At 68.5% G+C, this 25,427-nt stretch carries 24 protein-coding genes; 6 read left to right on the plus strand and 18 right to left on the minus strand.

Going from position 1 to position 25,427, the window contains the following annotated elements; translation table 11 throughout:
* Positions 1 to 215 precede the first annotated feature (215 nt).
* From BA895_RS04725 to BA895_RS04735, 3 genes are all read left to right on the plus strand, one after another.
* Positions 216 to 1,025: an ABC transporter ATP-binding protein gene (locus BA895_RS04725; protein ID WP_070190848.1), complete on the plus strand. Its 810-nt coding sequence runs from the start codon at positions 216 to 218 to the stop codon at positions 1,023 to 1,025.
* On the plus strand, positions 1,022 to 2,317 hold the full coding sequence (locus tag BA895_RS04730) for a hypothetical protein (protein ID WP_070190758.1): 1,296 nt from the start codon (positions 1,022 to 1,024) through the stop codon (positions 2,315 to 2,317). The genes BA895_RS04725 and BA895_RS04730 overlap by 4 nt, the downstream gene beginning before the upstream one ends.
* Positions 2,318 to 2,409: 92 nt before the next feature.
* Positions 2,410 to 2,943 carry a hypothetical protein gene (locus BA895_RS04735; protein ID WP_070190759.1) on the plus strand — a complete coding sequence of 178 codons (534 nt, stop codon included), beginning with the start codon at positions 2,410 to 2,412 and terminating at the stop codon, positions 2,941 to 2,943.
* A gap of 324 nt (positions 2,944 to 3,267) precedes the next feature.
* Here BA895_RS04735 and BA895_RS04740 read toward each other — a convergent pair whose 3' ends face one another.
* Positions 3,268 to 3,636: a hypothetical protein gene (locus tag BA895_RS04740; protein WP_070190760.1), complete on the minus strand. Its 369-nt coding sequence runs from the start codon at positions 3,634 to 3,636 to the stop codon at positions 3,268 to 3,270.
* Positions 3,637 to 3,798: 162 nt separating this feature from the next.
* Here BA895_RS04740 and BA895_RS04745 point away from each other — a divergent pair, with 162 nt between their 5' ends.
* Both BA895_RS04745 and BA895_RS04750 read left to right on the plus strand, forming a co-directional pair.
* A complete protein-coding gene (locus BA895_RS04745) occupies positions 3,799 to 4,644 on the plus strand; it encodes a C40 family peptidase (protein ID WP_217493822.1) in 846 nt (281 codons plus the stop codon).
* Between the two features lie 70 nt (positions 4,645 to 4,714).
* Complete coding sequence (locus BA895_RS04750) at positions 4,715 to 6,106, plus strand: MFS transporter (protein ID WP_070190762.1); 1,392 nt, start codon at positions 4,715 to 4,717, stop codon at positions 6,104 to 6,106.
* Between the two features lie 37 nt (positions 6,107 to 6,143).
* Here the strand turns inward: BA895_RS04750 and BA895_RS04755 are convergent, their stop codons facing one another.
* The 14 genes from BA895_RS04755 to rpsA form a co-directional block, all read right to left on the minus strand.
* A complete protein-coding gene (locus BA895_RS04755; RefSeq protein WP_083282978.1) occupies positions 6,144 to 7,319 on the minus strand; it encodes a TerC family protein in 1,176 nt (391 codons plus the stop codon).
* 217 nt (positions 7,320 to 7,536) lie between these two features.
* Complete coding sequence (locus BA895_RS04760) at positions 7,537 to 7,872, minus strand: LysM peptidoglycan-binding domain-containing protein (protein WP_070190763.1); 336 nt, start codon at positions 7,870 to 7,872, stop codon at positions 7,537 to 7,539.
* 43 nt (positions 7,873 to 7,915) lie between these two features.
* Positions 7,916 to 10,030 carry an excinuclease ABC subunit UvrB gene (uvrB, locus tag BA895_RS04765; protein WP_070190764.1) on the minus strand — a complete coding sequence of 705 codons (2,115 nt, stop codon included), beginning with the start codon at positions 10,028 to 10,030 and terminating at the stop codon, positions 7,916 to 7,918.
* 87 nt (positions 10,031 to 10,117) lie between these two features.
* Positions 10,118 to 11,347, minus strand: coding sequence for a CapA family protein (locus BA895_RS04770; protein WP_083282979.1), 1,230 nt, complete (start codon positions 11,345 to 11,347; stop codon positions 10,118 to 10,120).
* A 99-nt stretch (positions 11,348 to 11,446) separates the two neighbouring features.
* On the minus strand, positions 11,447 to 12,496 hold the full coding sequence (locus BA895_RS04780; RefSeq protein ID WP_070190849.1) for a biotin/lipoate A/B protein ligase family protein: 1,050 nt from the start codon (positions 12,494 to 12,496) through the stop codon (positions 11,447 to 11,449).
* Positions 12,497 to 12,610: 114 nt separating this feature from the next.
* Positions 12,611 to 13,801: a dephospho-CoA kinase gene (gene coaE, locus BA895_RS04785; protein ID WP_371327691.1), complete on the minus strand. Its 1,191-nt coding sequence runs from the start codon at positions 13,799 to 13,801 to the stop codon at positions 12,611 to 12,613.
* A gap of 12 nt (positions 13,802 to 13,813) precedes the next feature.
* On the minus strand, positions 13,814 to 14,281 hold the full coding sequence (locus BA895_RS04790) for a PPOX class F420-dependent oxidoreductase (RefSeq protein ID WP_070190768.1): 468 nt from the start codon (positions 14,279 to 14,281) through the stop codon (positions 13,814 to 13,816).
* Positions 14,282 to 14,329: 48 nt separating this feature from the next.
* Positions 14,330 to 15,019 carry a TetR/AcrR family transcriptional regulator gene (locus BA895_RS04795; RefSeq protein ID WP_254666321.1) on the minus strand — a complete coding sequence of 230 codons (690 nt, stop codon included), beginning with the start codon at positions 15,017 to 15,019 and terminating at the stop codon, positions 14,330 to 14,332.
* 189 nt (positions 15,020 to 15,208) lie between these two features.
* The gene (locus tag BA895_RS04800) at positions 15,209 to 16,096 is read right to left on the minus strand and encodes a glycerophosphodiester phosphodiesterase family protein (protein WP_070190769.1); all 888 of its coding nucleotides are present in this window, start codon (positions 16,094 to 16,096) and stop codon (positions 15,209 to 15,211) included.
* Between the two features lie 64 nt (positions 16,097 to 16,160).
* Positions 16,161 to 17,279, minus strand: a complete 1,119-nt coding sequence (locus tag BA895_RS04805; protein ID WP_070190770.1) for an ABC transporter ATP-binding protein — start codon at positions 17,277 to 17,279, stop codon at positions 16,161 to 16,163.
* Between the two features lie 107 nt (positions 17,280 to 17,386).
* Positions 17,387 to 18,700, minus strand: a complete 1,314-nt coding sequence (locus BA895_RS04810) for an ABC transporter substrate-binding protein (RefSeq protein ID WP_070190771.1) — start codon at positions 18,698 to 18,700, stop codon at positions 17,387 to 17,389.
* Between the two features lie 45 nt (positions 18,701 to 18,745).
* Positions 18,746 to 19,675 (minus strand): carbohydrate ABC transporter permease, encoded by a 930-nt coding sequence (locus BA895_RS04815; RefSeq protein WP_070190772.1) that lies wholly within the window; start codon positions 19,673 to 19,675, stop codon positions 18,746 to 18,748.
* On the minus strand, positions 19,672 to 20,649 hold the full coding sequence (locus BA895_RS04820; RefSeq protein ID WP_254666322.1) for a carbohydrate ABC transporter permease: 978 nt from the start codon (positions 20,647 to 20,649) through the stop codon (positions 19,672 to 19,674). Before BA895_RS04820 ends, BA895_RS04815 begins: the two co-directional genes overlap by 4 nt.
* A gap of 235 nt (positions 20,650 to 20,884) precedes the next feature.
* Positions 20,885 to 22,399 carry a 30S ribosomal protein S1 gene (gene rpsA, locus BA895_RS04825; RefSeq protein ID WP_070190773.1) on the minus strand — a complete coding sequence of 505 codons (1,515 nt, stop codon included), beginning with the start codon at positions 22,397 to 22,399 and terminating at the stop codon, positions 20,885 to 20,887.
* Positions 22,400 to 22,593: 194 nt separating this feature from the next.
* Between rpsA and BA895_RS04830 the strand changes: the two genes are divergently transcribed.
* Positions 22,594 to 23,412, plus strand: a complete 819-nt coding sequence (locus BA895_RS04830) for a class I SAM-dependent methyltransferase (protein WP_070190774.1) — start codon at positions 22,594 to 22,596, stop codon at positions 23,410 to 23,412.
* A gap of 24 nt (positions 23,413 to 23,436) precedes the next feature.
* On the opposite strand, the gene BA895_RS04835 is transcribed toward BA895_RS04830, so the two are convergent.
* Genes BA895_RS04835 through BA895_RS04845 form a run of 3 tightly spaced genes read right to left on the minus strand, consistent with a single transcriptional unit; the run spans position 23,437 to position 25,405 of the window.
* A complete protein-coding gene (locus tag BA895_RS04835) occupies positions 23,437 to 24,354 on the minus strand; it encodes a cation diffusion facilitator family transporter (protein WP_070190775.1) in 918 nt (305 codons plus the stop codon).
* On the minus strand, positions 24,354 to 25,025 hold the full coding sequence (locus BA895_RS04840; protein ID WP_070190776.1) for a cation diffusion facilitator family transporter: 672 nt from the start codon (positions 25,023 to 25,025) through the stop codon (positions 24,354 to 24,356). The genes BA895_RS04835 and BA895_RS04840 overlap by 1 nt, the downstream gene beginning before the upstream one ends.
* Positions 25,022 to 25,405 carry a metalloregulator ArsR/SmtB family transcription factor gene (locus tag BA895_RS04845; protein ID WP_083282996.1) on the minus strand — a complete coding sequence of 128 codons (384 nt, stop codon included), beginning with the start codon at positions 25,403 to 25,405 and terminating at the stop codon, positions 25,022 to 25,024. Before BA895_RS04845 ends, BA895_RS04840 begins: the two co-directional genes overlap by 4 nt.
* Positions 25,406 to 25,427: the final 22 nt, after the last annotated feature.

Consider the following 25,427-nt stretch of genomic DNA (forward strand, 5'->3'; position numbering starts at 1 on the left):
CGTAGCGAGCCCGGGACTCGGTGTAGCTCATGGTCTTCATGATGTCCTCCTGTACGGAAAACTGTACGGCATGATTCAGGGATGGGCAACGCGCCCTCTCGGACCATTCACTCATCTGCCGCTCTCCGCGCGGTCGTATCGATGCGTGGGCCTCTGCGCCGCACCTGTTGCTGGGCCTGACTCGGTTCAGCGAGCTCGTGGGCTTGAATGTACGGATGGGCTTGAGTGAGGCGCCGCACCTGGTTGGCTCCGGCGTGGTCGTCACCGGTTTGAGTGTGGGTTTTCGAGGTACCCGGCGGGCGCTGGATGATGTGTCGTTCGCCGTCGATGGTGGTGTGGTCGGCATTCTTGGTCCGAACGGGGCGGGCAAGACGACGTTGCTCTCGGTGTTGGCTACGGCTTTGCGCGTTCCTGCCGGGCAGGCGTGGGTGGGTGGCCACGATGTCGGGACGCCCTCCGGGCGCCGCGCCGCGCGAGGGCTGATCGGGTGGCTTCCGCAACGGTTCGACCTCGCTGGCGGCATGAGCGTGCAAGACACGGTGGCGTACGCGGCGTGGTCCAACGGGGCCGACCCTGCGCAGAGTTTCGTCCTGGCGCAGGATGCGTTGGCCTTGGTCGATCTGAGCGACCGGGCCCGTGAGCGTGTTCGGCGCCTGTCAGGGGGTCAGCGTCAACGGTTGGGGTTGGCCGCGGCGGTAGCCCACCGGCCCCCGGTGCTCCTGCTCGACGAGCCGTCGGTGGGGTTGGACCCGCAACAACGGCTGCGGTTCCGGGCCTCGATCCGCGCGGCGGCCAGCGACCGCATCGTGCTGCTGTCCAGTCACTTGCTCGAGGATGTGGCCCAGGTCTGCGATCGGGTAGCGGTCATGGATCGCGGCCGGGTGTTGTTCTTGGGCTCGACCGCAGAGCTCGCCGCCCTCGGCCAGAGCTCAGACGGTGGTGCAGGGTCGACCGAGGCGACGACGCCGCTGGAGGCCGGTTACCTTCACGCCCTTGAAGGCGACACCGACCAGGCGCCGTCATGACCCGGGCGGCGACCCGTCCTGTGCCGATTCTGGTCCTGACGGCCATGGCCGCGGGCGTTCTGGCGCTGACGGTGTTGGGGACGTTCTCGGTGACGAGCTGGGCCTACGCCGACTGGACAGCCGTGTCGGCCGTTACCCGGGAGTCGCAGGTCTATACCGGGCCTTGGGTGGCCGCGTGGTGCGCCTGGATCGCGGGGCGCTATCTCGGGCCCCGCAGCATGCTCTGCTTGCCTTCTGCGGCCCGGTCCGGTGCCCGCATCGTCACCGCGCACGCGGGCGTCATCACTGCGGGGGCGCTCGCTGGGTTCGCCGCAGGCCTCGCTCCGGTGTTGTGGTCGACCGGTCAACGCGCGACGTACGGGTCCTTGGACTGGTTGGTGCTGGCGGGGTCGGTGGCCGTCCTGCTCATGTTTTGCTCGGTGGGTTACCTGATCGGCTGCGCGCTGCCTCGCGCGGCGTCGGTGATCGCCGCTGCTACGGCCGCCTTCGCGGTCATTTTGCTGGCCGAGACGTGGGGGCCGGTGGTCGCACCCTTGCGGCTCTCGACCCCCAGTGTCGGCCTGTACGAGACCGGCACCGTCGCGGCCTTCCGGGTGGTGTTCTTCACGGCGTTGGCCCTCGCGTTGGTCGTTGCGTCGGCCCGGATCGTGGCCGATCGGACCACCACCCGGTCGGTCGGCAACTACGTGGGCCTGGCCGTACTGGTGGTGCCGCTGCTGCTGGGGGGCGTTGCCCGCGCAGCCGGTCCTGACGCGGTGGTGCGCGAGGCGCGACCACCAGCATCGTGTACTCGTGTCGGCTCCGTCCCGGTGTGTGTGCACACCGCGAAGGCGACGCTGCTGCCCGCGGTGGCTACCGCCGTGGACAAAGTCCTGACCAGTGTCGATGACAAGCCGGCCGTGCCGCTGACCGGCGTCTCCGACGCGGCCCTGGGCCGAACGACCGCCCCGGACGTGCTCGTCATGGACCTGCAAACAGCCGACGGAAACTGGGCCGGGTGGGCCGCCGCCGACGTCGCCGGCTACATCTCCGGCCAACAAGCGTGCAACCAGCGCGGCGATGCGTCCGGCGACGCCGCCGAGGCCGCGATCGACCAGGCCGACGTTTCTTTTGGTATCACCGCCTGGCTGACCCAAGCAGCGGGTTACACCGCACCGCTGAACCGTTCCGAAACGGCCGACCAGGTCGCGGACACGTTCACGCGGCTGCCCACGATCCAGGCGCGGCAGCTCTACGAACGCTTCGCGCCCCAGATCGCGGCGTGTCAGCTGAGCAGCAGCGCCCTCCCGTGATCCGCGGTTGGAGGCTCTACCTCAGCGCCCGGAACACTACCGCCTGGCTGGCATTGACGACCGCCGCTACGGTGCTCGTGCTCCTAGCGGGCGTGACCGTCTTCGAGTTGCGTGTCGACCCGGCCAAGACACCACGCTTCACCCCCGTGTGGGAGGCCGTCCCGGTACTGCTGGCCGTCCTCACCCCGGCGCTGCTGCGTCCAGGCTTGGCTAGCTGGGAGATGCCCGGACGGGCCAGGATCCGGGCTCGGGCAGCGAGCATCGCTGCGGTCGGGGCGCTGCTTCCAGCGACCCTTCCCTGGATCGCGCACTGGCGCCTCCCACCGGATGCTCGCTGGTGGGACATCAGCTGCAACGTTGCCTTCTTCGCCGCGGTGTCGCTGCTGGCCACGACGTTCCTCGGTCGCCTGGCCGGCCCCATCATCGGGTTGTGCAGCTACGCCGCCGCCATCGTCGTCCAACAGAGCGCACCCCAGCTCGCCGCCCACCTACCGGTCAGCGGAGCCAGCACCAACCTGACCGCCCACCCCGTCGCGTCCATAGCCATCGTCGCCGCTGCCAGCGCGGCCTGGTACGGCACGATGGGCCAGTCGCGCTTCGCGCGAAACCTGCACCGGAACAACTGAGAGTCACTCTGACCGTCAGCGTCGCGAGCACCACGTCCGCGACTCCTCGACTGATGCGCGTTTCCGCCCTGGACTCGGTCGCCCAAACATCCTCATTTGCCGCGAAGAGTGCGTTGACGAAGAGGGCCAAGGGTGGGGCCCGCCCAGCCAGTCCCAGTCGTTCAGGTCGGGTTGACACGGTCACCGGCCTCATCTTGGTCGAAGATCCGTCTCATTTGTCACGCCCAAACAGCCGTTTGTCGCACGCGTCTCTTTTTCGACGTCGAAGTCTCATTTTGGCTCGGACTGGACAGGTCGACCGACCGCCACCTTCGGCCCGAACGGTCAGGTCGTCGTGTTGCCCGCCACCTGGTCGTCGGTGGCGGGCTCGATCGGGCCGACGGTGGCTGCGCCGGCGACGGCGTCGGTCGTCTGCTCGAGCTCGACGATAAGCGCCTCGAGCTCGGCCCGGGCCCACTCGATGCTGTGCCTGACGTTGGTGATGATGAAGTGTCGGCGCGGGCTGCCGGCCACGCACAGCCCGACCCCGAGGCGTGAGGAGTGCTTGCGGTTCCAGAGCTTCTCGAGATCGCGCTCGTGCTCCCAGGTGCGAGGAGCGTGCAGGTAGCCCTGATAGTCGGCGAGGTCACCGTCTTCGTCGCTACGGCGTAGCCGCGGCGGCTGGATGCTGTCGATGCCGATCTGCTCGTCCATTCCCTGACCGTACGACGGGAGAGCGCCGGAGGGAAGAGCCCGCGCCGCACGGCCCGGTCAGCCGGCGAGCAGCTCCCCGGCCCCGCGTCGCACTGGCCCAGCCCGACAGACCGCCTCCGAACCTAAGACCGGCCTTCGAGCGCCCGTGACAGGATGTTGGGCGTGTCTTCGTCGTCCTCCTCGCCATCGACCCGCCCCCTCGACCTCGCTGCGTCGAGCGCCATGCCGACCGCCATCCCGTCCGCCATCGTGACCGTCGCGGCCACCACCGTGTGGACCGGCCCCGACCGTGCTCGTGACGTCGATGCCCCCATGGTCGACCCCGATCCCGACCTCGCCGCCTGGCTGGCCGCGATGGACGATCAGCCCGACCCGGAGGGCGGACGCCTCGGGCTGCACGGGCGGGTGCTGACCCAGCTGCTCGAGGGCGAGCCCGTCACCGTCGTCGGCGCCGACGACACCGGCGCGTGGTCACACATCCTCGCCCCGTGGCAGCCCTCGCCAGGGAGCGACGGCGGCTACCCGGGCTGGGTGCCGAGCGCACACCTGACCACCACCTCAGCCGACGGCATCCGGGATGCCGCTGGGCCGATGGCCACCGGGCCCGTGTCCGAACCGGTCGGTGACCGCAACAACGACCAGGAGCACCCCGCCCTGGGGCTGGCTCGTGAGCACCTCGGCCTGCGCTACCTCTGGGGCGGGCTCACCCCTCTCGGTCTCGACTGCTCGGGGCTCGTGCACCACACCTGGCGGCGCTTCGGCATCGTGGTGCCGCGCGACGCGTACGCGCAAGCGGAGGCGTGCGAGCCGGTCGAGCTCGGCGCTGAACGCAGCGGTGACCTCTACTTCTTCGCCCACCCGGGTGCCCGCGTCCACCATGTCGGCATCGTGGTGACCCCGGGGCACATGGTGCACGCCTCCGAGACCGGCCGGGTGCTGGTCGAGGAGGCACTCCGAGAAGACCGCCTCGAGACGCTGGTCGCCGCGGGCCGCCTACCCGCCCCGTGAGCGCCCTCCTGAACCTCACCGCCAGCTGCCGGTTGACCTCCAGCGCACTCGAAGTTCTACCGTTCGGCGCATGACCACGACCAGACCCTCGACGGCGGAGAGCAGCGCCGGGGGGGTGCTCTCGCCGGCGTTGCGGGCCACGACCATCGGCGTCGTCGCGCTCGTGTCGCTGCACGCGTTCGAGGCGCTGGCCCTGACCACCGTGATGCCGACCATCGCCCGTGAGCTCGACGGTGAGTCGCTCTACGCCATGGCGTTCACGGCCACACTGGCCGCCGGCATCGTCAGCATCGTGTGGTCGGGCAACCTCGCCGACCGGCGCGGGCCCCGGCCTCCGCTCGTGATCGGCCTCGTGCTCTTCGCCGTCGGGCTGGTGGGGGCCGGTCTGGCCCCCACCATGCACGTGCTCATCGCGGCGCGGGTCGTGCAGGGCCTCGGCGCCGGCATGACGAGCACCGCCCTCTATGTCGTCGTCACCCGCATCTACCCACAACGGCTGCACACCGCGATCCTCGCCGGCTTCTCGGCCGCCTGGGTGGTTCCCTCGATGGTCGGGCCCTTCATCGCCGGGCTCATCACCCAGGCGCTCGGCTGGCGCTGGGTCTTCGGGCTGTCGCTCGCGGTGCTCGTGGGCGCCGGGATGCTGCTGGCCCGCATCCTGCCCAGTCTCTCGCAGGACGTCGTCGACGTACCGTGGCGCCGCGCGGCGCTGCTCTGCGCTGTGCTGCTGGCCATCGGGGTGCTCGTGCTCAACGCCGCGGCCGAGAACCTTGACGCGCGCGGTATCGCCCTGGCGGCCGTGGCGGTGGTCGTCGTCGGGGTGAGCGTGCTGCCCCTGACGCCCCGCGGAACCCTCCGGCTCGCCCGCGGCCTGCCCACCGACATCGCGTTGCGTGCCCTGGCCTTTGCCGGGTTCAGTGGCGCCGAGATCTACCTGCCACGACTGCTCACCGACCGTGACGGCCTCAGCCCGAGCCTGGCGGGATTGTCGCTCACCGTCACCGGGGTCACCTGGTTCGCCGGCTCCAGCATTCAGGGCCGATGGGACCAAAGGTTCGAGATCGGTCGAACCGCCACGTTCGCGCTCACCCTGATGACCCTGACCCTGATGCTGATGGCCGTGGCCGTGGCCACCGGGGCACCGGCGTGGGTGCTCATCGCCCTGTTCCCTCTCGCTGGGTTCGGCATCGGCACCCTCTACCCGCGGGCGACGGCGCAAGCGTTGTCACGGGCCGACCCCGAAGAGCAGGGCTTCGTCAGCTCGGCCCTGCAGATCGGCGACTCGGCGGGCGGGGCCACGGCCATCGCCCTTTCGGCAGTGGTCTTCGCCGGCATCGGCATGGCTGCTCCCGGAAGTGCTGGCCTGAGCAGTGCGGGTGGGACCGCGGCCTACGCCGCCGTGTTCGCCGCCATGGCGCTGCCGGTGGCGGTGGGCGCCCTCGCCGGGCGGCGGGTGCGCTGACCCGACCTGGGTCGACCTGACCGGTGCAGGCCCAGGGCTAGTCCGTCTTGGCCGGTCGGCTTCCGGACGAGTCGGTGGAGACCTCCCCGACGGTCGTGCCGTCCAGGTCGTTCGCGTCGTCCGCCTTGTCCGGGTCGTTTGCGTTGTCCGCGTTGTCCGGGTCGTGCACGGGCTGCTCAGAGGCAGGAGCAGGTGCCCCCTCGGCATCCGGCTCCGACGTTCTGCCGGTCACCTCGCCGAGAGTGCCGTCACGCTTACTCTTCCAGAGACTGAGCACCGTCGTGGCCCCGAGGATCAGCACGATGGCACCGAGCGAGACAGAGATCGGGATGTCGGGAACGCCCTCGATGGGCTGGCCTCCGTTGACGAACGGCAGGTTGTTCTCGTGCAGGGCGTGCAGGATGAGCTTCACGCCGATGAACGCCAGCAGCACGGCCAGACCGATGCTCAGGTAGACCAGCTTCTTGAGCAGCCCACCGATGAGGAAGTAGAGCTGACGCAGGCCCATCAGGGCGAAGATGTTGGCCGTCAGAACGAGGTAGGGCTCTTTGGTCAGACCGTAGATCGCGGGGATCGAGTCGAGGGCGAACAACAGGTCGGTGGTGCCCAGGGCGAGGATGACGATGAACATCGGGGTGACCAGCCGCTTGCCGCTCTCGACGATCGTCAGGCTCGTCCCGTGGAACTCCTTCGTGGCCGGGAAGCGCTTCTCCACGAAAACAAGCAGCCGGTTCTCGTGGTACTCGTCGTCGTCGTCACCGTCGCCGGTGGCGAGCTTGAACGCCGTGTAGATCAGGAAGGCGCCGAAGATGTAGAACACCCACGCGTAGGCGTTGATGACGACAGCCCCTAGCGCGATGAAGATGCCGCGCAGGATGATGGCGATGACAATGCCCGTCATCAGCGCCGACTGCTGAAGCTTCAGTGGCACCTTGAAGCTGCTCATGATCAGCAGGAAGACGAAGAGGTTGTCGACCGAGAGCGAGTACTCCGTGAGCCACCCGGCGTAGAACTCGCCGGCGTACTGGCCACCCCACTCGAACCAGATGAAGAGCCCGAACAGCACCGCGGCGCCGATGAAGAAGGCCAGGTGTCGGGTGGCCTCGCTCGTGGAGGGCACGTGTGGTCGCCGGGCAATGACGAAGACGTCCACGACGAGGAACACCGCCATCACACCGATGGTGACAAACCAGCCCCAAGCTGGAACATTCATGGGCACAACCTTCCGGTCACCGCGACAGTAACCGGAGGTCTCTCCCGCCGGCGCCCTGAACAGACGCAGACCGGCGGCCCGGGAGCAGATTCGGCAATCCGTTCCGTGATGACGAGCACGCCGCGTGGGGATACTCCCCTCCGTGAACGACTGAGTCTTTCACTCCTGTCGTCGGTACTCAAGTTCTGTGAGCCGAGTCGCGCGAGGCGGAAGTGGCTCAGCGAGCGACGCCCTGCGCCGGGATGACGAGCTTCTGGCCCACCTCGATGTGGTCGACGTCGTCGAGCCGGTTGGCCACGGCGATGTCGATCCACCGCTTGCCGTACCGCTCGGCGATCTGCGAGACGGTGTCGCCCGCGACGACCGTGTGCACGACGTCGGCGGGCGGTTCGGGCGCGGCCTCGTGACCGCTGAGCTCGATCTTCTGCCCGACCTTGATCAGGTTCGGGTCGTCGATGTCGTTCCATCGGACCAGGTCGGCGAGTGCGAGGCCGTACTTGCCGGCGATCGCTCCGAGGGACTCTCCTGCTGCAACGATGTGTGCTCCGCTCATACGCCGAGGCTAGCTGCCAGGGCCCCGGTTCACCCGGAAGACGTCACCGAGTCGCAGCCGTCATCTGACGCAGCTCCTTCTTGAGGTCGCCGATCTCGTCGCGGAGCCGGGCCGCCAGCTCGAAGTGCAGCTCGGTGGCGGCCTGGTGCATCTGGGTCGTCAGCTCCTGAATGAGACCCGCGAGGTCGGCAGCCGCCATGTCGGCCGGGCGACCGGACCGCCCGCCGCCCGACACGCCGACGTCGGCGGCCATCGCGCCACGACCTCCACCACTCTTCCCGCGCGACTGCATGCGACCGGAACCGAGCAGCTCCTGGGTGTCGGCGTCCTCGCGGTCGAGCAGGTCGGTGATGTCGGCGATCTTCTTGCGCAGCGGCTGCGGATCGACCCCCCGCTCGAGGTTGTAGGCGACCTGCTTCTCACGGCGTCGGTTCGTCTCGTCGAGCGCCGCCTGCATCGACGGCGTGACCTTGTCGGCGTACATGTGCACCTGCCCCGACACGTTTCTGGCCGCGCGGCCGATCGTCTGGATGAGGCTGCGCGCCGAGCGCAGAAAGCCCTCCTTGTCGGCGTCGAGGATCGAGACGAGGGAGACCTCGGGCAGGTCGAGGCCTTCGCGCAGCAGGTTGATACCGACGAGCACGTCGAAGACGCCCTGGCGCAGCTCGCGCAACAGCTCGACCCGGCGCAGGGTGTCGATGTCGCTGTGCAGATAGCGAACCCGGATGCCCTTGTCGAGGAGGTAGTCGGTGAGGTCTTCGGCCATCTTCTTGGTCAGCGTCGTGACCAGCACGCGCTCGTTGCGCGCGGTGCGCTCCTGGATCTCGTGCATGAGGTCGTCGATCTGGCCCTTGGTGGGCTTGAGCACGATCTCGGGGTCGACCAGGCCGGTGGGTCGGATGATCTGCTCGACGGGTGGGCCCGACTTGGCCAGCTCGTAGGCCCCAGGCGTGGCCGAGAGGTAGACGGTCTGTTCGGTGCGCTCGAGGAACTCCTCCCATTTCAGCGGCCGGTTGTCCATGGCGCTGGGCAGCCGGAAGCCGTGGTCGACGAGCATTCGCTTGCGCGACATGTCGCCCTCGTACATCGCGCCGATCTGCGGCACGGTCTGGTGCGACTCGTCGAGCACGAGCAGGAAGTCTTCGGGGAAGTAGTCGATCAGGCAGTTCGGGGCCGAGCCCTGGGTGCGGCCGTCGATGTGGCGGCTGTAGTTCTCGATACCGTTGCAGAAGCCGACCTGGCGCATCATCTCGAGGTCGTACGTGGTGCGCATGCGCAGCCGCTGAGCCTCGAGCAGCTTGCCCTGCTTCTCGAAGAGGGCCAGCTGGTCGGCCAGCTCGAGCTCGATGCCGCGGATCGCTCGCTCCATGCGTTCCGGGCCGGCCACGTAGTGGGAGGCGGGGAAGACGTACATCTCCGTCTCCTCGTTGACGACCTCGCCCGTCACCGGGTGCAGGGTGTAGATGCGTTCGATCTCGTCACCGAAGAACTCGATGCGGATCGCGAGCTCTTCGTAGACCGGGATGATCTCGACCGTGTCACCGCGCACCCGGAAGGTGCCGCGGGTGAAGGCCAGGTCGTTGCGGGTGTACTGCATCGCGACGAAGCGCCGCAGCAGGTCATCGCGCACGATCTGCTGGCCGATCTTGAGCCGCGCCATCCGGTCGACGTACTCCTGGGGCGTGCCGAGGCCGTAGATGCACGACACCGAGGCCACCACGATGACGTCACGACGGGTGAGCAGCGAGTTGGTCGCAGAGTGACGCAACCGCTCGACCTCGTCGTTGACCGAGCTGTCCTTCTCGATGTAGGTGTCGGTCTGCGGGATGTACGCCTCGGGCTGGTAGTAGTCGTAGTAGCTGACGAAGTACTCGACGGCGTTGTTGGGCAGCAGCTCGCGGAACTCGTTGGCCAGCTGCGCCGCGAGGGTCTTGTTCGGCGCCATGACGAGCGTCGGGCGTTGCACCTGCTCGATGAGCCACGCGGTGGTGGCCGACTTGCCGGTACCCGTGGCGCCGAGCAGCACCGTGTCGGTCTCGCCCGCCTTGACCCGCTTGGCGAGCTCGGTGATAGCCGTCGGCTGGTCTCCGCTGGGCGTGTACTCGGAGATCACCTCGAACGGTGCCACTGTGCGCTGTAGGTCGGTTGTCGGACGCATAGGACAACCGTACGTCCGAGCACCGACAGCACCCATTCCGAGGGAGCCGTCGGCGCCGTCGACACCGTCAACGCCGGTGGATGCCGCTCAACCGCGTCGGTCGTCGAGGCCCGCACACCGGGTGGCCGTGTCCCACGCCCCGTCGAGGCGGGCCCGGGTCGCAGCAGCGGCCGGTGGGCGAGGCACACCGTCGTCGCCGATGAGCATCGGCGACCACTGCTGGCCGACGACGAGGGGCCGCGCGCGAGGGCCGTCTCCACGGCCGCCCGCCCGGGCCGCGGCCGCGTCGACGGTCAGGGTCAGCACGCCGGTCTCGGCCGACGCGCCCTCGTTGTTGTACCAGACGAAGTTTCCAAGGCCGTAGGCGACGTAGGCGGCCTGATCCGGGCCGAACCAGCCACCGCCCTGCGGCCGGTGGGCGTGAGCGCCCACGATGACGTCGGCACCGTCGGCCGCGAGCAACCGGGCCGTCTCGCGCTGCCGTTGGTCGGCACAGTCGGTGTACTGCGTGCCCCAGTGCAGCATCACGACGACGAGGTCGCTCGTGGCCGCCGCCTGACGCACGGCCCGCTGCAGCCGGCCCGAGTCGAGGTTGGTCGCGATGCCGGGGGTGCTCGGCCCCGCCGCGTGCTGCAACGAGGTCTCGTCACGGATCTGTGACGACGCGAGCACCGCGACCTTGACGCCCCGGACGTTGATCCGCAACGGCGCGAAGGCCTCTGTCTCGTCACGTCCGATGCCCACGATCGGGATCGGCGCGCGTCGCCGGGCGTCGAGAGTCTGGGCGAACACGGCGTTGCCGAAGTCGGCGGCGTGGTTGTTCGCCATGCTCACGGCGTCGACGCCGACCCCTGCGAGGGTCGACAGGCCGGCGGCCGGCGCGCGGAACGTGTACTTCTTGCCCGGCAGCGGTGCGCCACCCTCACCGAGCGCGGTCTCGAGGTTGACCATGGCGAAGTCGGCCCTCCCCAGCGTGTCTCTCAACGCGGCGTCGAGGGGCGCAGAGTCGGTGACCAGCCGGCTCAGCCGGCGCTCGAAGTGCACGTCACCGGCGAAGGCGAGTGTGATCCGATCGGGCAGCCCTGCGGCCGGCCCGTTCGAGCCTCCGACCAGCGGCCGGGTGGAAGCCGGGCTCGACGGCCCGACGGATGCGCGCGTCGTCTGCGTCGTCGGCGTCGTCGGCGCGCTCGGTGCACGTGAGACGCCGGGCGTCGCAGACGGCATCCGCCCCGCCGGTTGCGCACACGCCGCGACCACCACGTCGGTCGCGACGACGGCGGCCAGCACCAGCGCAGCGACTCTGCGCGTCAACGCCATGGCCTCACGCTAGGGCACTTCAGTGCGTCATCCGACCAGGCGTGGGGCCCCGGCGTGTCCGGGCTCACTTCGCGTCAGCACTCGGCGAACCGTTCGGCATCAGGGCACGCGGTAGGTCCACTCCGGGGTCGAGAACTTCGTCTCGACGAGCACCGTGGCCGCTTCGAGCTCGTCGGGCGTGTACGCCGACGTCGTGCAGCGGTAGCGGCGGGCAAAGGAGGCCGCGAAGCTCTCGAGGATCGCAGCTCGGGTCATGCCGGTCTGCGAACGCATCGGGTCGACCCGCTTGTTGGCCGACTTGGTGCCCTTGTCGCTCATCTTCTCTCGACCGATGCGCAGCACCTCGAGCATCTTGTCGGCGTCGATGTCGTAGCTCATGGTCACGTGGTGCAGCACGGCGCCCGCGGCGAACCGCTTCTGCGCCGCGCCCCCGATCTTGCCCTTCTCCGAGGCGATGTCGTTGAGGGGCACGAAGTGCGCCTTGACCCCGACGTCGGCCAGTGCCCCGATGACCCACTCGTCGAGGAAGGAGTACGACCGCTCGAAGCTGAGCCCCTCGACGAGGGAGGTGGGCACCACAAGGGAGTAGGTGATGCAGTTGCCCGGTTCCATGAACATGGCGCCACCGCCGGACACCCGTCGCACCACGTTGATGTGGTGGCGCGCCGCTCCCTCGGGGTCGACCTCGTTCTTCACCGACTGGAACGACCCGATGACCACGAGCGGGCTGTCCCAGTCCCAGAACCTCAGGGTCGGCGGGCGGTCGCCGGCCGCCACCTCCCGGGCGATCACCTCGTCGAGGGCGACGTGCATGGCGGGGTCGAGCACCTGGGCCGGAATGAGGTCGAACTCGTGGTCGTGCCACCCGGTCGCCTTGCCGAGGGCCCGGCGCACCGCGATGCCGATGGCCTCGGGCGAGAAACCGATGAAGGCCACGCCGTCGTCGACGGCGCCAGTGACCGCTGCCGCAAGCTGGTCCACCCCCGCATCAGCCGGCATACCGGTCAGGGCGGCGTTGACATCGTCGAGGGCCTCGTCGGGCTCGAGGAAGAAGTCGCCCGACACACTGACCTTCGCGAGGCGCCCGGCTACCACCTCCAGCTCGACCGCTACGAGCTTGCCACCGACGACCTTGTACTCACCGCGCATGACACCCACCACACCACATCAGCCTTCGGTACGCCGTGCCGACCCCAGCGGATGCCGGCCAGCCGCGGCTGAGCACGACAGAGTGGGGCGCGCAGATGCAGGGCACGCGCCCGTTCAGCGCGGAGCCCAGCCGGTGTGGCCCGCCCAGCGGTCAGCCCGGCGATAGGCCGAGTCGAACCACGGCTCCTTGGCCTCGGCGTACACATCGGTCGAGGCGTCGACGGCCAGCAGCCGCCGCTTCTCGGCCGCGTAGGCCTCGCGTTCGGCCGGTGTCGCGCGCAGCCAGTCTCGAAAGAGCAGGGCGAAGCGCCAACCGGGAGAGCCACGTTCGCGCACATGGACGTGTACGACCTGGCCCGGGTCGCAGCCCCCGTAGAAACGTTTGCCCCAGCCGGCAGGGTCGGTTCCCGGCTTGGGACGGTCAGCCGTGTTGTCGGGAGTCAGCACGTAGCCGGCGTCAGTCACGGCTGCCTGAAAGGCGGCGGCGTCGGCGTGAACGAGGGAGCGCACGCCGATCTGCACGTCGATGACATCTTTGGCGATGAGGCCCGGCACCGAGGTGGAGCCGATGTGCGAGACCTCCGTGACGCCGGGGTCGACCGCGAGGGCGGCGGCCAGCTTGGCGACGACCCGCTCGCCCCTGGCCTCCCAGTCGGGGCGCGGATCCACCACCGCGTGGTGATCCGGTCGTCTCGATCGACGACCGGCGAGCAGGTTGTCGTTCCACGGCGCGAGCCGGGTGTGCCAGAGGTCGTCGACCGCCGACGCCAACACCGCTGGGGTGGCGTGGTTGTCGAGCACGACGTCGGCCACCGTGCGGCGTTGCTCGTCGCTCGCCTGAGCCGCGATCCGGCGACGCGCGTCTGCTGCGTCGAGACCCCGCTTGTCGACGAGGCGCCGCACGCGGGTCTCGGCGTCGACCTCCACCACGACCGTGACGTGCTCGTGCACCCACAGCCCTCGTTCGACGAGCAGCGGCATGTCGTAGACCGACACGGCATCCGCACCCACGGTGCGACGCAGCTGCTCGACCCGTTCTGCGATGGGCGGCCCGGTGATCTGGTCGAGAGCGGCCAGGGCGGCGGGGTCACCGAAGACGATCGCGGCCAAGCCGGCCCGATCGAGAGTTCCGTCAGCTCGGATCACCTTCTCGCCGAAGCGGTTACGGATCTTGTCGAGCGCTCGCTCCCCCGGCTCGACCACCTCGCGGGCCACCTCGTCGGCGTCGATGACGAACGCCCCCAGGTCGGCGAGCCGGCGCGAGACCGTCGACTTGCCCGACCCGATACCGCCGGTCACCCCCACCCGCAGCACGGTTCAGCTCTCGGCGAGGCGCGCCGGGAAGCCACCGGTGGCGATCGGCCCCCACCGTGTGGGAGTGACGCGCAGCAGCGACTTGCCCTGGTCACGCATCGCCTGACGGTACTCGTCCCAGTCGGGGTGCTCACCCGAGATGGAACGGAAGTAGTCGACGAGCGGCTCGACGGAGTCGGGGAGGTCGAGCACCTCGCAGTCGCCGTCGACCTGCAACCAGGCCCCGCCGAAGTCGTCGGAGAGCACCATCACGCTGACCTGGGGTCGTCGACGGGCATTGGTCGTCTTGGCTCGCTCAGGGTAGGTCGAGATGACGATGCGGCCCTGGTCATCAACGCCACCGCTCACCGGCGACATCTGAGGGCGCCCATCACGACGGGAGGTCACGAGCACCATGTCGTGTCGAGGCCGCACGAAGGCGAGCATGTCGTCACGGTCGACGTCGGTGGTGGTGGCGATGGCACGGGGCATGCCTCGAGTCTTACACCTCTGATGGTCTCGGTGGAGCCCGGCGCGTGACTAGCCGGCGGATGCCGGGCCAAGGCACTGGGGGTCGGGCTCGAACACCGCCGCCCGCTCGAAGGTCGCGATGAACGCCTCCCCCAACCACGCCGTGTACTGCTCATGGCTCCAGCCGCAGCGGCGCACGAACCGGTCGTAGATCTCCGGCGCCGTGATCGTCCAGAGGATGTCGGTCAGGGCCTCCTTGTCGATCTGCCCGTCGAGGCCATGCGCCTGCTCCAGAGCAGCGAGCACGTTGGTGTTGCCGACCCGCCGCTCACGGTCGATGGTCGCGACGAAGTCACGCAGACCCGGGTCACCCCCGGCGCCCTGCGCGAGCAGCACCCCGAGCAGCGCGCCGGTGCGCCGGTAGATCGTGGCGCACAGGGCGGCGTAGGCCTGCAGGAAGGACTCGCGGTCAGGAGCCAACGACATGGCCCGGAACTCGGGCCGGTCGGGCATGGCCACCGGGTCGTCGTCGCCCACCAGCAGTACGTCGTAGACGGCCTTGACCACCTGCGCCTTGCCACCGATGGCGTTGTAGACCGTCTGGGCGCTCACGCCTGCAGCGGCCGCCAGCTCGTTCACCGACGTGGCGTGATAGCCCTGCAGCAGCAGCATCTCGCAGGCCGCCTCGATGATCCGGCGCCGCGTCAGCCGGGCCGCCTCGACCCGCGAGGAGTTGTCGTAGGCGCGTCCGGTTGACACGCAGCCTCCCTCACTGGACGATAGGTTCGCTGGAACGATGTTCAATCGAATGGGTGGAGAGTCAGGGGCTCCATCCGCCAGTCTTGCACTCGTTCCTGATCACATCTGCGCCGAGTACCAAGGGGGGCCGGGCCGCAAGGCCCGGCCCCCCTTGGTAGCCAGAAGGTGACAGGCCGTCTCCCGACCTCGTCATCGCCCCTGAAACGCATCCCCGGGCGCATTCCCGGGTGCATCACCTCGCGACCTCGCCGCCACCAGCTCCACGGCCAGGTCGGGGTAGTCGGTCACGATGCCGTCGACGCCGAGCTCCATCATCCTGACCAGGTCGTCGGGTTCGTTGACGGTCCACGTCAGCACGCTGATGTCGAGATCGTGGGCGCGTCGCACGAGATCGGCATCCACCAGGGCGAAGTCAGGGCTGACGACACTCGCACCGATGGCCGCCACCCCGGCGATGACGTCTTCGCCGTGCTCGGCAGGGTCGACGCTGCCGGTCCAGGGGCTTCCGGTCGAGAAGTGCCGGGCCTGCGTCAACGCCGAACGAAGCACGTCGGGAGCGAGCTCACGGGCGAGGTCGAGCACGGCCCAGTCGAAGGAGTGCAGGAAGCAGCGACGCTCGACGCCCACCTCGTGGACCGCGGCCAGGGTGGCCTCCACCAGGCGCTCACGACGCGCCACCTGGCGCTCGTCGGTCGGGTCGAGCTTGACCTCGATGGTCCACCACAGCTGCGACGAACGGTGCTCACCGAGGGCGATCACCTCGGCCAACGTCGCGATCTGAGCCCCGGGGGCCGCGCGCTGGGTCGCGAACTCGGGCAGGGTCTGGCTGCCCACGTCGACGGTGCGCAGCTGGTCGAGCGTCAGCTCGTCGACTCTGGCCCCGACGAGACCGCCCCGGGGGGCCCGACATTTCTCCGGCAGCAGCACCGGGTCGTGCCACACGACGAGCTGGCCGTCGGCGGTCATGCGCACGTCGATCTCGATACCCGTGACCCCCGCGTCGAGGGCAGCGGCCATGCTCGGCAGCGTGTTCTCGACCACGAGACCACGTGCCCCCCGGTGACCCTCGATGTCCATCCGCCCACCGGCCCACGGGCCCGGGCGAGGTGACGGTGTCAAGGGCGTGGGTGCCGTCGTCGCCTCAGTCACTGATGCGGTCGCCTGTGCTCGCGTCGAAGACGTGCACCTCGCCCTGGTTCGGAACGACGTTCACCACGTCGCCCACGCGCAGGTGGGTGCGCTTCTCGAGGCGGACGGTCACCCGGCTGGCCTCCTCGGCACCGACCGGGCGACCGTAGACGAACGACTCGGAGCCGAGCGACTCGACGAGGTCGACGGAGATGGCCAGCGACTCGACGCCCGTCTCGCTCCTAGCGCCGTCGCCCGCGCCGTCGCCCGCCCCGACGATGCGCCACGACTCGGGCCGGAAACCGACAACCACGGAGCCGCCCGCACGGGCGGCCACGTCGCGCTGGAGCGGCACCGCCAGTCCGTGCACCGAGGCCACCCCCTGTTCGACCTTCGACTCCACGAGCGTGATCGAGGGCGAACCGATGAAGGAGGCCACGAACGTGTTGACCGGGTGGTCGTAGAGCCGCTCGGGGGTGTCGACCTGCTGCAGCCGACCGTCGCGCAGCACGGCCACCCGATGGCCCATGGTCATCGCCTCGACCTGGTCGTGGGTGACGTAGACCGTGGTGATGCCGAGGCGGCGCTGGAGGCCCGCGATCTGAGAACGGGTCGAGACGCGCAGCTTCGCGTCGAGGTTCGACAACGGTTCGTCCATGCAGAAGACCTTGGGGTTGCGCACGATGGCGCGGCCCATGGCGACACGTTGGCGCTGACCTCCCGACAAAGAGCCCGGCTTGCGGTCGAGCAGCTCGTCGAGCTCGAGGATCTTCGCGGCCTCCGCCACCCGCGACTTGGTCTCTGACTTGCTGACCTTGGCGTTGTCGAGGGCGAAGGCCATGTTCTGCGCCGCCGTCATGTTCGGGTAGAGCGCGTAGCTCTGGAAGACCATCGCGATGTCGCGGTCGCGGGGTCGCACACCCTGCTGGTCGTGCCCGTCGACCAGGATCCGTCCGCCGTTGATCGGTTCCAGCCCGGCCAGCATCCGCAGCGTGGTCGACTTGCCGCAGCCGGACGGGCCGACCAGCACGAGGAACTCGCCGTCGGCGATGTCGAGAGTGATCGAGTCGACAGCCGACTTGTCGTGTCCGGCGAACCGGCGGGTCGCCTCGTCGAAGTAGACAGTTGCCATGGTGGTCCCTTCCGCGGGTGGTCCTGGCCGGGACGCCGTGGACCGGCTCTGTGCGAGCCGGCCCAGCGGCATCCCGGCCGATGGTGCGATCAGGTGGTGGTACGGCGTCAGCTGGGCAGCTTGCTCTTGACCTGCGAGTCGAAGACCTGCTGGCTCTGCTGGTCGAGACCCTTGAACACGGTCGCGACGTCCTGGCCCTGGGCGACCTGGTCGAGGCCCTTGCCGATGCGGGCGCCACCACCGGGCAACAGCACCCGCGCGTTGTCCTGCGAGCGGGTCTTGGCCAGCTGGTCGATCGCGGTCTTGGCGTTGGGGTTCTTCTCGAGGAACGCCTTCTCGGCCGGGAGGTCGACGGCCGACTTGCGCACGGGCATGTAGCCGGTGGCCTGGGTGAAGGTCACGGTGTTCTCGGCGTTGGTCAGGAACGCGATGAACTTCAACGCGTTGGCCTTGCGCTCGTCGCTGATGTTCATCGGGATGGCCACCCCCGCGCCACCGGTCGGGCAGTTGCCGTCACCGGGCAGGAAGGCCGTGCCCACGTCGAACTTGGCGTCCTTGGTGATTCCGCCCAACGACCCGGTCGACTGCATGATGCAGGCCGCAAGGCCGGCACTGAAGTCGGCCTCCGGGGACTTGTTGAACTTCACGGTGCCGTCCTTGGCCAGCCCCTGCAGGAACTGCCCCGCCTTGATCGTGTTGGGGTCAGAGAAGGTCGGCGTCCATTCCTTGGAGTAGCCGCCACCGAAGGTCCAGGCCATGTTCTGGAAGTACCAGTCGAGGTAGTTCGAGCCGTCAGCCATCTCGAGAGCCACCTGGCCGTTGCCCAGGGCGGCCTTGATCTTCGGCGCCCAGGCCTTGAACTCGTCCCAGTCCTTGGGGCCGCGGTCCTCGAGACCGGCCTTCTTCCACAGGTCCTTGTTGTAGTAGAAGAGCGGGGTGGACCGCGCGTAGGGAAGGGCGTAGTGCTTGTCGCTGAAGTTGTAGTCGTTGAAGAGGGCATCGACGTAGTCGGACGTGTCGACCTTCGCCGTGGCGAGCAGGTCGTCGATCGGCGTGATCTGCTTGTTCAGGGCGAAGTTGAACCACGTCACGTCGGAGGCCACGACGACATCGGGCAGCTGGCCACCGGCCAGAGCCGCGTTGAACTTCTGCGCCACCTCTTCGTAGTTCTGGCCCGCGTCGACGAGCTTGACCTTGAGACCGGTGTTGGCGGCCTCGAACTTCTTGATGATCGCCTGTTCGACCGGCTTGGACGTGCCAGGGTGGTTGCTCCAGAACTCGATCTGCCCGGCGGTGCCGGCCTGGCCACCGCCTCCGCCGGAGGCTGGTGCCGTGCTGCCTCCGGCGCAGGCTGCGAGACCGGCGACTCCTGCGACGCCGGCCAGACCGCCGAGGAAGCCGCGGCGAGTGACATCGTTCATGGTGTGGTGCCTTCCGTGTGTTTGGGTGAAGTGGGGGTTGGGCGCTCAGCCCTTGAGAGCTCCTGCGGTGAGTCCCTTGATCATCTGTCGCTGCAGCACGAGGAACAACACAAGAATGGGGACCATCGCCAGGACCGTGCCGGCCATCACCGGCCCCCAGTTGGTGACTCCGTCGTTGTTCTGCAGCTGGGTCAGCCCGACCGGCAACGGAGCCACGCGTTCGTCGTCAGACATCAGGAACGGCCAGAGGTACTCGTTCCACTCGTTGACGACGGTGATGAGCGAGAAGGCCACGAGGGTCGGCCACGACATCGGCAGCACGACTTTCCAGAGCAGCTTGAGCGGCCCGGCTCCGTCGAGCCTCGCGGCCTCGATGATCTCGCCCGGCAGGCTCAGAAACTGGTTGCGCATGAGGAAGGTGCCGAAAGCGACGCCGGCCAGCGGGATGATGATGCCCTGGTAGGTGTTCCGCCAGCCGAGCTGGGCCACGAGGGCATAGTTCGAGATGACGGTGATCTGGTTGGGCACCATCAGGGCGGCGATGACGACGAGGAAGACGATGCCGCGACCGGGGAAGCGCAGCAGCGACAGGGCGTAGGCGCTGATCACCCCGAGCACGATCTTCACCGTCGAGGTGACGCCGGTGATGATCAGCGAGTTGCGGAAGTAGTTCGAGAACGGGATGCGGGTGGTGACGTCGTGGTAGTTCTCGGTGGTCGCGGGGTTGGGCCACCACTGCGCCGGACGGACGTAGATGTCGCCGCGTTCCTTGAACGAGGTGATGATGATCCAGAACAGCGGCACCGCGACGATCAGCAGGGCCACCGTCATGCCCACGTAGCCGGCCGTCGTCATGAGCGGGCCCCGGTTGTGCGACGACGACTCAGACCGGTTCTGGTCGGCTCGACGCTCGCGCCGTGACGGTGGCGCAGTGGGCGGTTCGTCGATGGTGCCGACGATGGCGGGCGCGCTCATTTCCTGCTCCCCTTGTCCATGACCCGAACCTGAAAGACCGTGACGACGAGCAGCACCAGGAACATCACGGTGGCGACGGTGGCGCCGTAGCCGGCCCGCTGGTTGACGAACGTCTCCTGGTAGACCTGGAAGACCAGGGTGGTGGTGCCGTTGCCGACCGGGCCGCCTCGGGTCATGGCGTAGATGATGTCGAAGACCTGCACCGAGCTGAGCAGCACGGTGATCGACAGGAAGAACGTCGTCGGCCGTAGCTGCGGCATGAGCACCCGACGGAACCGGGTCCACGACGAGGCGCCGTCGATCTCCGCCGCTTCGTCAAGGTCGGCCCGACGGCCCTGGAGGGCAGCGAGGTAGATGACGAACGAGTAGCCCAGGTTCTTCCAGATGTAGGTCACCGTGACCATGAACAAGGCCCAGTTCGACTGCTGGTAGAAGTCGGGGCTCGCGATGCCGAGCCGGGCGAGCACGTCTTGCACCAGCCCGAAGCTGGGGTCGAAGACGAACTGGAAGGCGATTCCGATGGCCGCTCCAGAGATGACGAACGGGGCGAAGATCGCAGACCGAACGAGGTTTCGACCCTTGAGGCGCTGGTCGAGCAGCAGGGCCAACAGCAGGCCGAGCGACATGGAGATCCCGACGGTGGCGACCGTGAAGATCACGGTGTTGAGCACCACGGTCTTGGTGTCGTCTCGGGTGAACCACTCGATGTAGTTGGAGAAGCCGACCCAGCTGATGGTGGGAGAGGAGATGTTCCAGTCGGTGAACGAGAGCCGGAAGTTGTCGATCAACGGCCGGTAGGTGAAGACGATGAGCAGCACGAGGTTCGGCGCCAGCAGCAGGCCCGCCAGCGTCCACTCCCACCGTCGGCCGCTGGACCGGTGGGGCGGCTCGCCGACCGGAGGTGGGGGTCCTCCGGCCGGGGGGCCGGTCACCTCGTCCGACCGGTCGGGCACCTGGGTCTGGGTTGACTGCACGTTCGACAACCTAGCGCCGGAGCCAACATGTTTGCGGTAGGGGGGCGTCATTGTTTAGACGGCGTGGCGAACAATGCGTCAGTCTCCGACAAGTCGCCCGACCTGCAGCCATCTGGGCCGTGGCTGCGCCTCACCCTTCTGTGTCGCGGGCCCGACCCGAAACCGGCACGCCGGGGCGAGACGCGAGAAGCCCCGGACCAGCAGGTCCGGGGCTTCTCGTGCGCGGTGCGCCGGGTCAGTTACCCGTCAGCTTCTCACGAAGCGCGGCGAGCGCCTCGTCGGAGGCCAACGTTCCCTCGGCCGGGGCCGGGGCGCTGCTGCCGCTGGTGCTGCGCGGCGCGTCGTCGTCGCCGGAGTCTGCGACATCGCCGGTCGCGGACGAGTACGACGTCGAGTTGCCGACGGAGGACGCAGCCTCGGCGTCGGCCTTCGTCGCCGCTTCGACCTGGGCCTTGTGGGCCTCCCACCGAGAGTGAGCCTCGGCGTACTGCCGCTCCCACTTCTCGCGCTGGGTGTCGAAGCCCTCGAGCCACTCGTTCGTCTCCGGGTCGAAGCCCTCGGGGTACTTGTAGTTGCCCGCCTCGTCGTACTCCGCGGCCATGCCGTAGAGCGTCGGGTCGAACTCGGAGCCAGAGACGGCCTGGTCGTTCGCCTGCTTGAGCGACAGCGAGATACGGCGACGCTCGAGGTCGATGTCGATGACCTTGACGAAGATCTCGTCACCGACGTTGACGACCTGCTCGGGCAGCTCGACGTGGCGCTCGGCCAGCTCGGAGATGTGAACCAGACCCTCGATGCCGTCTTCGACCCGCACGAACGAACCGAACGGCACCAGCTTGGTGACCTTTCCGGGCACGACCTGGCCGATGGCGTGGGTACGAGCGAAGTGCTGCCACGGGTCTTCCTGGGTCGCCTTGAGCGACAGGGAGACGCGCTCGCGGTCCATGTCGACATCGAGCACCTCGACGGTGACCTCGGTGCCGACCTCGACGACCTCCGAGGGGTGGTCGATGTGCTTCCACGACAGCTCGGAGACGTGAACGAGACCGTCGACGCCGCCCAGGTCGACGAAGGCGCCGAAGTTGACGATGGAGGACACGACGCCCGAGCGGACCTGGCCCTTCTGGAGCTCCTTGAGGAACGTCGTGCGCACCTCGGACTGCGTCTGCTCGAGCCAGGCCCGCCGCGACAGAACCACGTTGTTGCGGTTCTTGTCGAGCTCGATGATCTTGGCCTCGATCTCCTTGCCGACGTACGGCTGGAGGTCGCGGACGCGTCGCATCTCGACGAGCGAGGCGGGCAGGAAGCCACGGAGGCCGATGTCGAGGATGAGTCCACCCTTGACGACCTCGATGACGGTGCCGGTGACGACGCCGTCTTCTTCCTTGACCTTCTCGATCGTGCCCCAGGCGCGCTCGTACTGCGCGCGCTTCTTGGACAGGATGAGGCGGCCTTCCTTGTCCTCCTTCTGGAGAACCAGGGCCTCGACCTCGTCGCCGACCTTGACGATCTCGCCGGGGTCGACGTCGTGCTTGATCGACAGCTCGCGCGAGGGGATGACGCCCTCGGTCTTGTAGCCGATGTCGAGCAGCACCTCGTCGCGGTCGACCTTGACGATCACACCCTCGACGATGTCGCCGTCATTGAAGTCCTTGATGGTCGCGTCGATCGCGGCAAGGATCTCTTCTTCGGTGCCGATGTCGTTGATAGCGACCTCAGGCGCGGTCTTTTCGACCGTGTAGGCAGTCATGTAGTAGGAACTCCGATTGTGGACAGTCATAATGGAGGCACGAGTTCGAGGGGCGCACGGCCCGACGTCCCGGCATCCGCTGGATGGTGTGACCTCGCCGGCTACCCGGCTCGGTCACGGAGGTTGCGCACACGAGTGCGCTCAGCGATCTTATCCGCGCGGTCAGCACCGGGTCAAAGAGAGGGTGGGATGCCGTGAGCCCACCTCCCGACGACACGCACGTCGCCCGACGGGGCGCCTCGGCGCAGGAGACGGCCGGCGCCAACCGCACCTGGTGGGACGACGAGGCCGACGACTACTACCTCGAGCACGGCGCGTTCCTCGGCGACACCGACTTCGTGTGGGGCCCGGAGCGGCTGCGTGAGGCGGAGGCCGGCCTGCTCGGGGACCCGAACGGCAGCCGGATGCTCGAGATCGGCGCCGGGTCTGGACAGTGCTCCCGGTGGCTCTCTGCTCGAAGGGCGACGGTGGTGGCGACCGACCTCTCGAGGGGCATGGTGGCGACCGGCGTGGAGGTCAACGAGCACGTACCCGAGGAGACGCGGGTTCCGTTCGTGCAGTGCGACGGCCGCATGCTGCCGTTTGCCGACTCCTGCTTCGACACCGTCTTCACCGCCTACGGGGTGCTGCCGTTCGTCGCCGACTCCGACGTCGTGCTGCGGGAGGCGGCTCGGGTGCTTCGTGCGGGCGGTCGGTTCGTGTTCGCCACGACGCACCCGATGCGCTGGGCCTTTCCTGACGACCCGGGGCCGAACGGGCTCACCGTCTACCAGTCATACTTCGACCGCACGCCCTACGTCGAACAGGACGACGACGGCCGCGCCACCTACGTCGAGCACCACCGCACCCTGGGTGACCGGGTCCGCGAGATCAGGGCCGCCGGCCTGGTGCTCGACGACCTGGTCGAGCCGGAGTGGCCCGAGGGCCACGACGAGCCGTGGGGCGCCTGGTCGCCGCTTCGAGGCCGGCTCTTTCCCGGCACGGCGATCTTCGTCTGCCACAAACCCCGGTGACCCAGCCGGCCCGCACCTGGACCGTCAGGCGTGGCCGGCGTGCTCGTGGTCGGCGTGCCCGCTCGACTCGAACTGGATGGTCGAGTGCTCGACGTTGAAGTCGGCGGAGATGCACCGCTGCAGCTGGTCGAGCATCTCTCCGAGGTGCCCGTCGTGGAAGCAGCTGTCGTCGACGACGACGTGAGCCGTGAGCACCGGCAAGCCGGTGGCCACCTGGCTGGCGTGCAGGTCATGGACGTCGTGCACATGGGGTAGCGCCATCATGTGGTCTCTCACCAGACCGATGTCGAGACCCTCCGGGGTCGACTCCATCAGCACGTCGATCGACTCGCGCAGGAGCCGGATGGTGCGAGGAACGATGAGGATGCCGATCACCAGCGACGCCAGAGCGTCGGCGCGCAGCCACCCGGTCAGGGCGATGACGCCCGCCGACACGAGCACCGCCACCGAGCCCAGCGCGTCGTTGACGACCTCGAGAAAGGCCGCGCGCATGTTGAGGTTGTCACCGCGGCCGCCGGCAAGCACGAGCAGGCCGACGATGTTGCCGACGAGCCCGACCACCCCGAAGACGACCATCACGCCGGGCACCACCTCGGGCGGGTCGAAGAGACGGCGTACGCCCTCGATGAGGATGAAGATGCCGACCGCCAGAAGCACAGCGGCCTGAGCGGCTGCCCCGAGCACCTCCGCGCGGCGGTAGCCCCAGGTTCTCTGCTCTGTCGCCGGTCGTCGCGACAGCACGGCCGCGACCAGCCCCAGCGTGAGCCCGGCGACGTCGGTGAGCATGTGGCCGGCGTCCGCGAGCAGGGCCAGGCTGCCCGAGACGACAGCCCCGACGACCTCGACGATGAGCACGACGACAGTAATACCGAGCACGGTCGCGAGGCGCCCTCGGTGGTCGGCCAGCTCGCTGGCGCCGTGGGAGTGAGCGTGCGCGGCCATCAGCAGCTCCCCTCGACCGCACCACAGCCGCAGCCCTCGCCGCGCCAGGCTGCGATCCCCTCACGAACGGCCACGACCGCAATGACCAGGCCGGCGAGGGGGTCGGCCCAGTGCCAGCCGAAGAGGGAGTTGGCCAGCAGCCCGAGCAGCAGCACGGCCGAGAGGTACGTGCAGAGCAGGGTCTGCTTAGAGTCGGCCACGACGCTGCCCGAACCCAGCTCGCGGCCGGTACGCCGCTGCGCCCACGACAGGAACGGCATGATGACGAGCGACGCGACGGCGATACCGACCCCGAGCCCGGTGGGGGTTGCCTCGTCGGCCCCGAGCAGTGACCGAACGGACTCGAAGGTCACGTAGCCGGAGAGGGCGAAGAACGAGATCGCGATGTACCGCAGCGCCTGCTTCTCTCGCGTCTCGGGCATCGCATGACGAAACTGCCACAGGATCACCAGGCCGCTACCCACCTCGACCAGGGAGTCGAGGCCGAACCCGACCAGAGCGATCGAGGATGCCGCCGCCCCGGCCGTGATCGCGACGACAGCCTCGAGCACGTTGTAGGCGACAGACGCACCAGCGAGCTGCTGGGCGCGACGCGCGAGCTGACGACGCCGCTGGGGCGTCGGGGTGGCGGCGGTGCCGGTGCCGGTGCCGGCGACGGGACCCGTGCTCACGGGGTCACCGCCGTTCCGTAGCGGGGGCACAGGGCCACGGCGTCTCCGGTCAGGGCGAGCAGCCGCTCCGCCGCCCCGAGCAGGTCGAGCGTCGCCTCCGGATGGGCGAGTGCGTAGACCGACGCCCGTCCTTCGGCGCGGACGGTGACGATGCCGCAGTCGAGCAGGCAGGCCAGGTGCTTGCTCACGGTCGACTGGGCGAGGCCCAGGTGCCGGGTGAGGTCGACCACCCGGTGCTCGCCCAAGGCAAGATGCTGCACGATCGTCAGACGCGACCGGTCGCTGAACCCGTTGAATAGGCAGACCGCGGCGCGAACGGCAGCGTCTTCCTTACCGACATCGTCGCGAGTGACCGTTTCATCGCCATCGACCATTGGCATCGCCATTGGTCGATCATACACG

The organism is Humibacillus sp. DSM 29435 (assembly GCF_001758225.1).
Lineage (GTDB): Bacteria > Actinomycetota > Actinomycetes > Actinomycetales > Dermatophilaceae > DSM-29435.

Coding starts and splice junctions, on each gene's coding strand:
- BA895_RS04725 (WP_070190848.1), top strand. CDS start 216: ATGGGCTTGAGTGAGGCGCCGCACCTGGTTGGCTCCGGCGTGGTCGTC.
- rpsA (WP_070190773.1), bottom strand. CDS start 22,399: ATGACTGCCTACACGGTCGAAAAGACCGCGCCTGAGGTCGCTATCAAC.
- BA895_RS04845 (WP_083282996.1), bottom strand. CDS start 25,405: ATGCCAATGGTCGATGGCGATGAAACGGTCACTCGCGACGATGTCGGT.
- BA895_RS04805 (WP_070190770.1), bottom strand. CDS start 17,279: ATGGCAACTGTCTACTTCGACGAGGCGACCCGCCGGTTCGCCGGACAC.
- BA895_RS04730 (WP_070190758.1), top strand. CDS start 1,022: ATGACCCGGGCGGCGACCCGTCCTGTGCCGATTCTGGTCCTGACGGCC.
- BA895_RS04780 (WP_070190849.1), bottom strand. CDS start 12,496: ATGCGCGGTGAGTACAAGGTCGTCGGTGGCAAGCTCGTAGCGGTCGAG.
- BA895_RS04790 (WP_070190768.1), bottom strand. CDS start 14,281: ATGCCCCGTGCCATCGCCACCACCACCGACGTCGACCGTGACGACATG.
- BA895_RS04815 (WP_070190772.1), bottom strand. CDS start 19,675: ATGAGCGCGCCCGCCATCGTCGGCACCATCGACGAACCGCCCACTGCG.
- BA895_RS04740 (WP_070190760.1), bottom strand. CDS start 3,636: ATGGACGAGCAGATCGGCATCGACAGCATCCAGCCGCCGCGGCTACGC.
- BA895_RS04755 (WP_083282978.1), bottom strand. CDS start 7,319: ATGAATGTTCCAGCTTGGGGCTGGTTTGTCACCATCGGTGTGATGGCG.
- BA895_RS04800 (WP_070190769.1), bottom strand. CDS start 16,096: ATGGACATCGAGGGTCACCGGGGGGCACGTGGTCTCGTGGTCGAGAAC.
- BA895_RS04810 (WP_070190771.1), bottom strand. CDS start 18,700: ATGAACGATGTCACTCGCCGCGGCTTCCTCGGCGGTCTGGCCGGCGTC.
- BA895_RS04770 (WP_083282979.1), bottom strand. CDS start 11,347: ATGGCGTTGACGCGCAGAGTCGCTGCGCTGGTGCTGGCCGCCGTCGTC.
- BA895_RS04760 (WP_070190763.1), bottom strand. CDS start 7,872: ATGAGCGGAGCACACATCGTTGCAGCAGGAGAGTCCCTCGGAGCGATC.
- BA895_RS04750 (WP_070190762.1), top strand. CDS start 4,715: ATGACCACGACCAGACCCTCGACGGCGGAGAGCAGCGCCGGGGGGGTG.
- BA895_RS04835 (WP_070190775.1), bottom strand. CDS start 24,354: ATGGCCGCGCACGCTCACTCCCACGGCGCCAGCGAGCTGGCCGACCAC.
- uvrB (WP_070190764.1), bottom strand. CDS start 10,030: ATGCGTCCGACAACCGACCTACAGCGCACAGTGGCACCGTTCGAGGTG.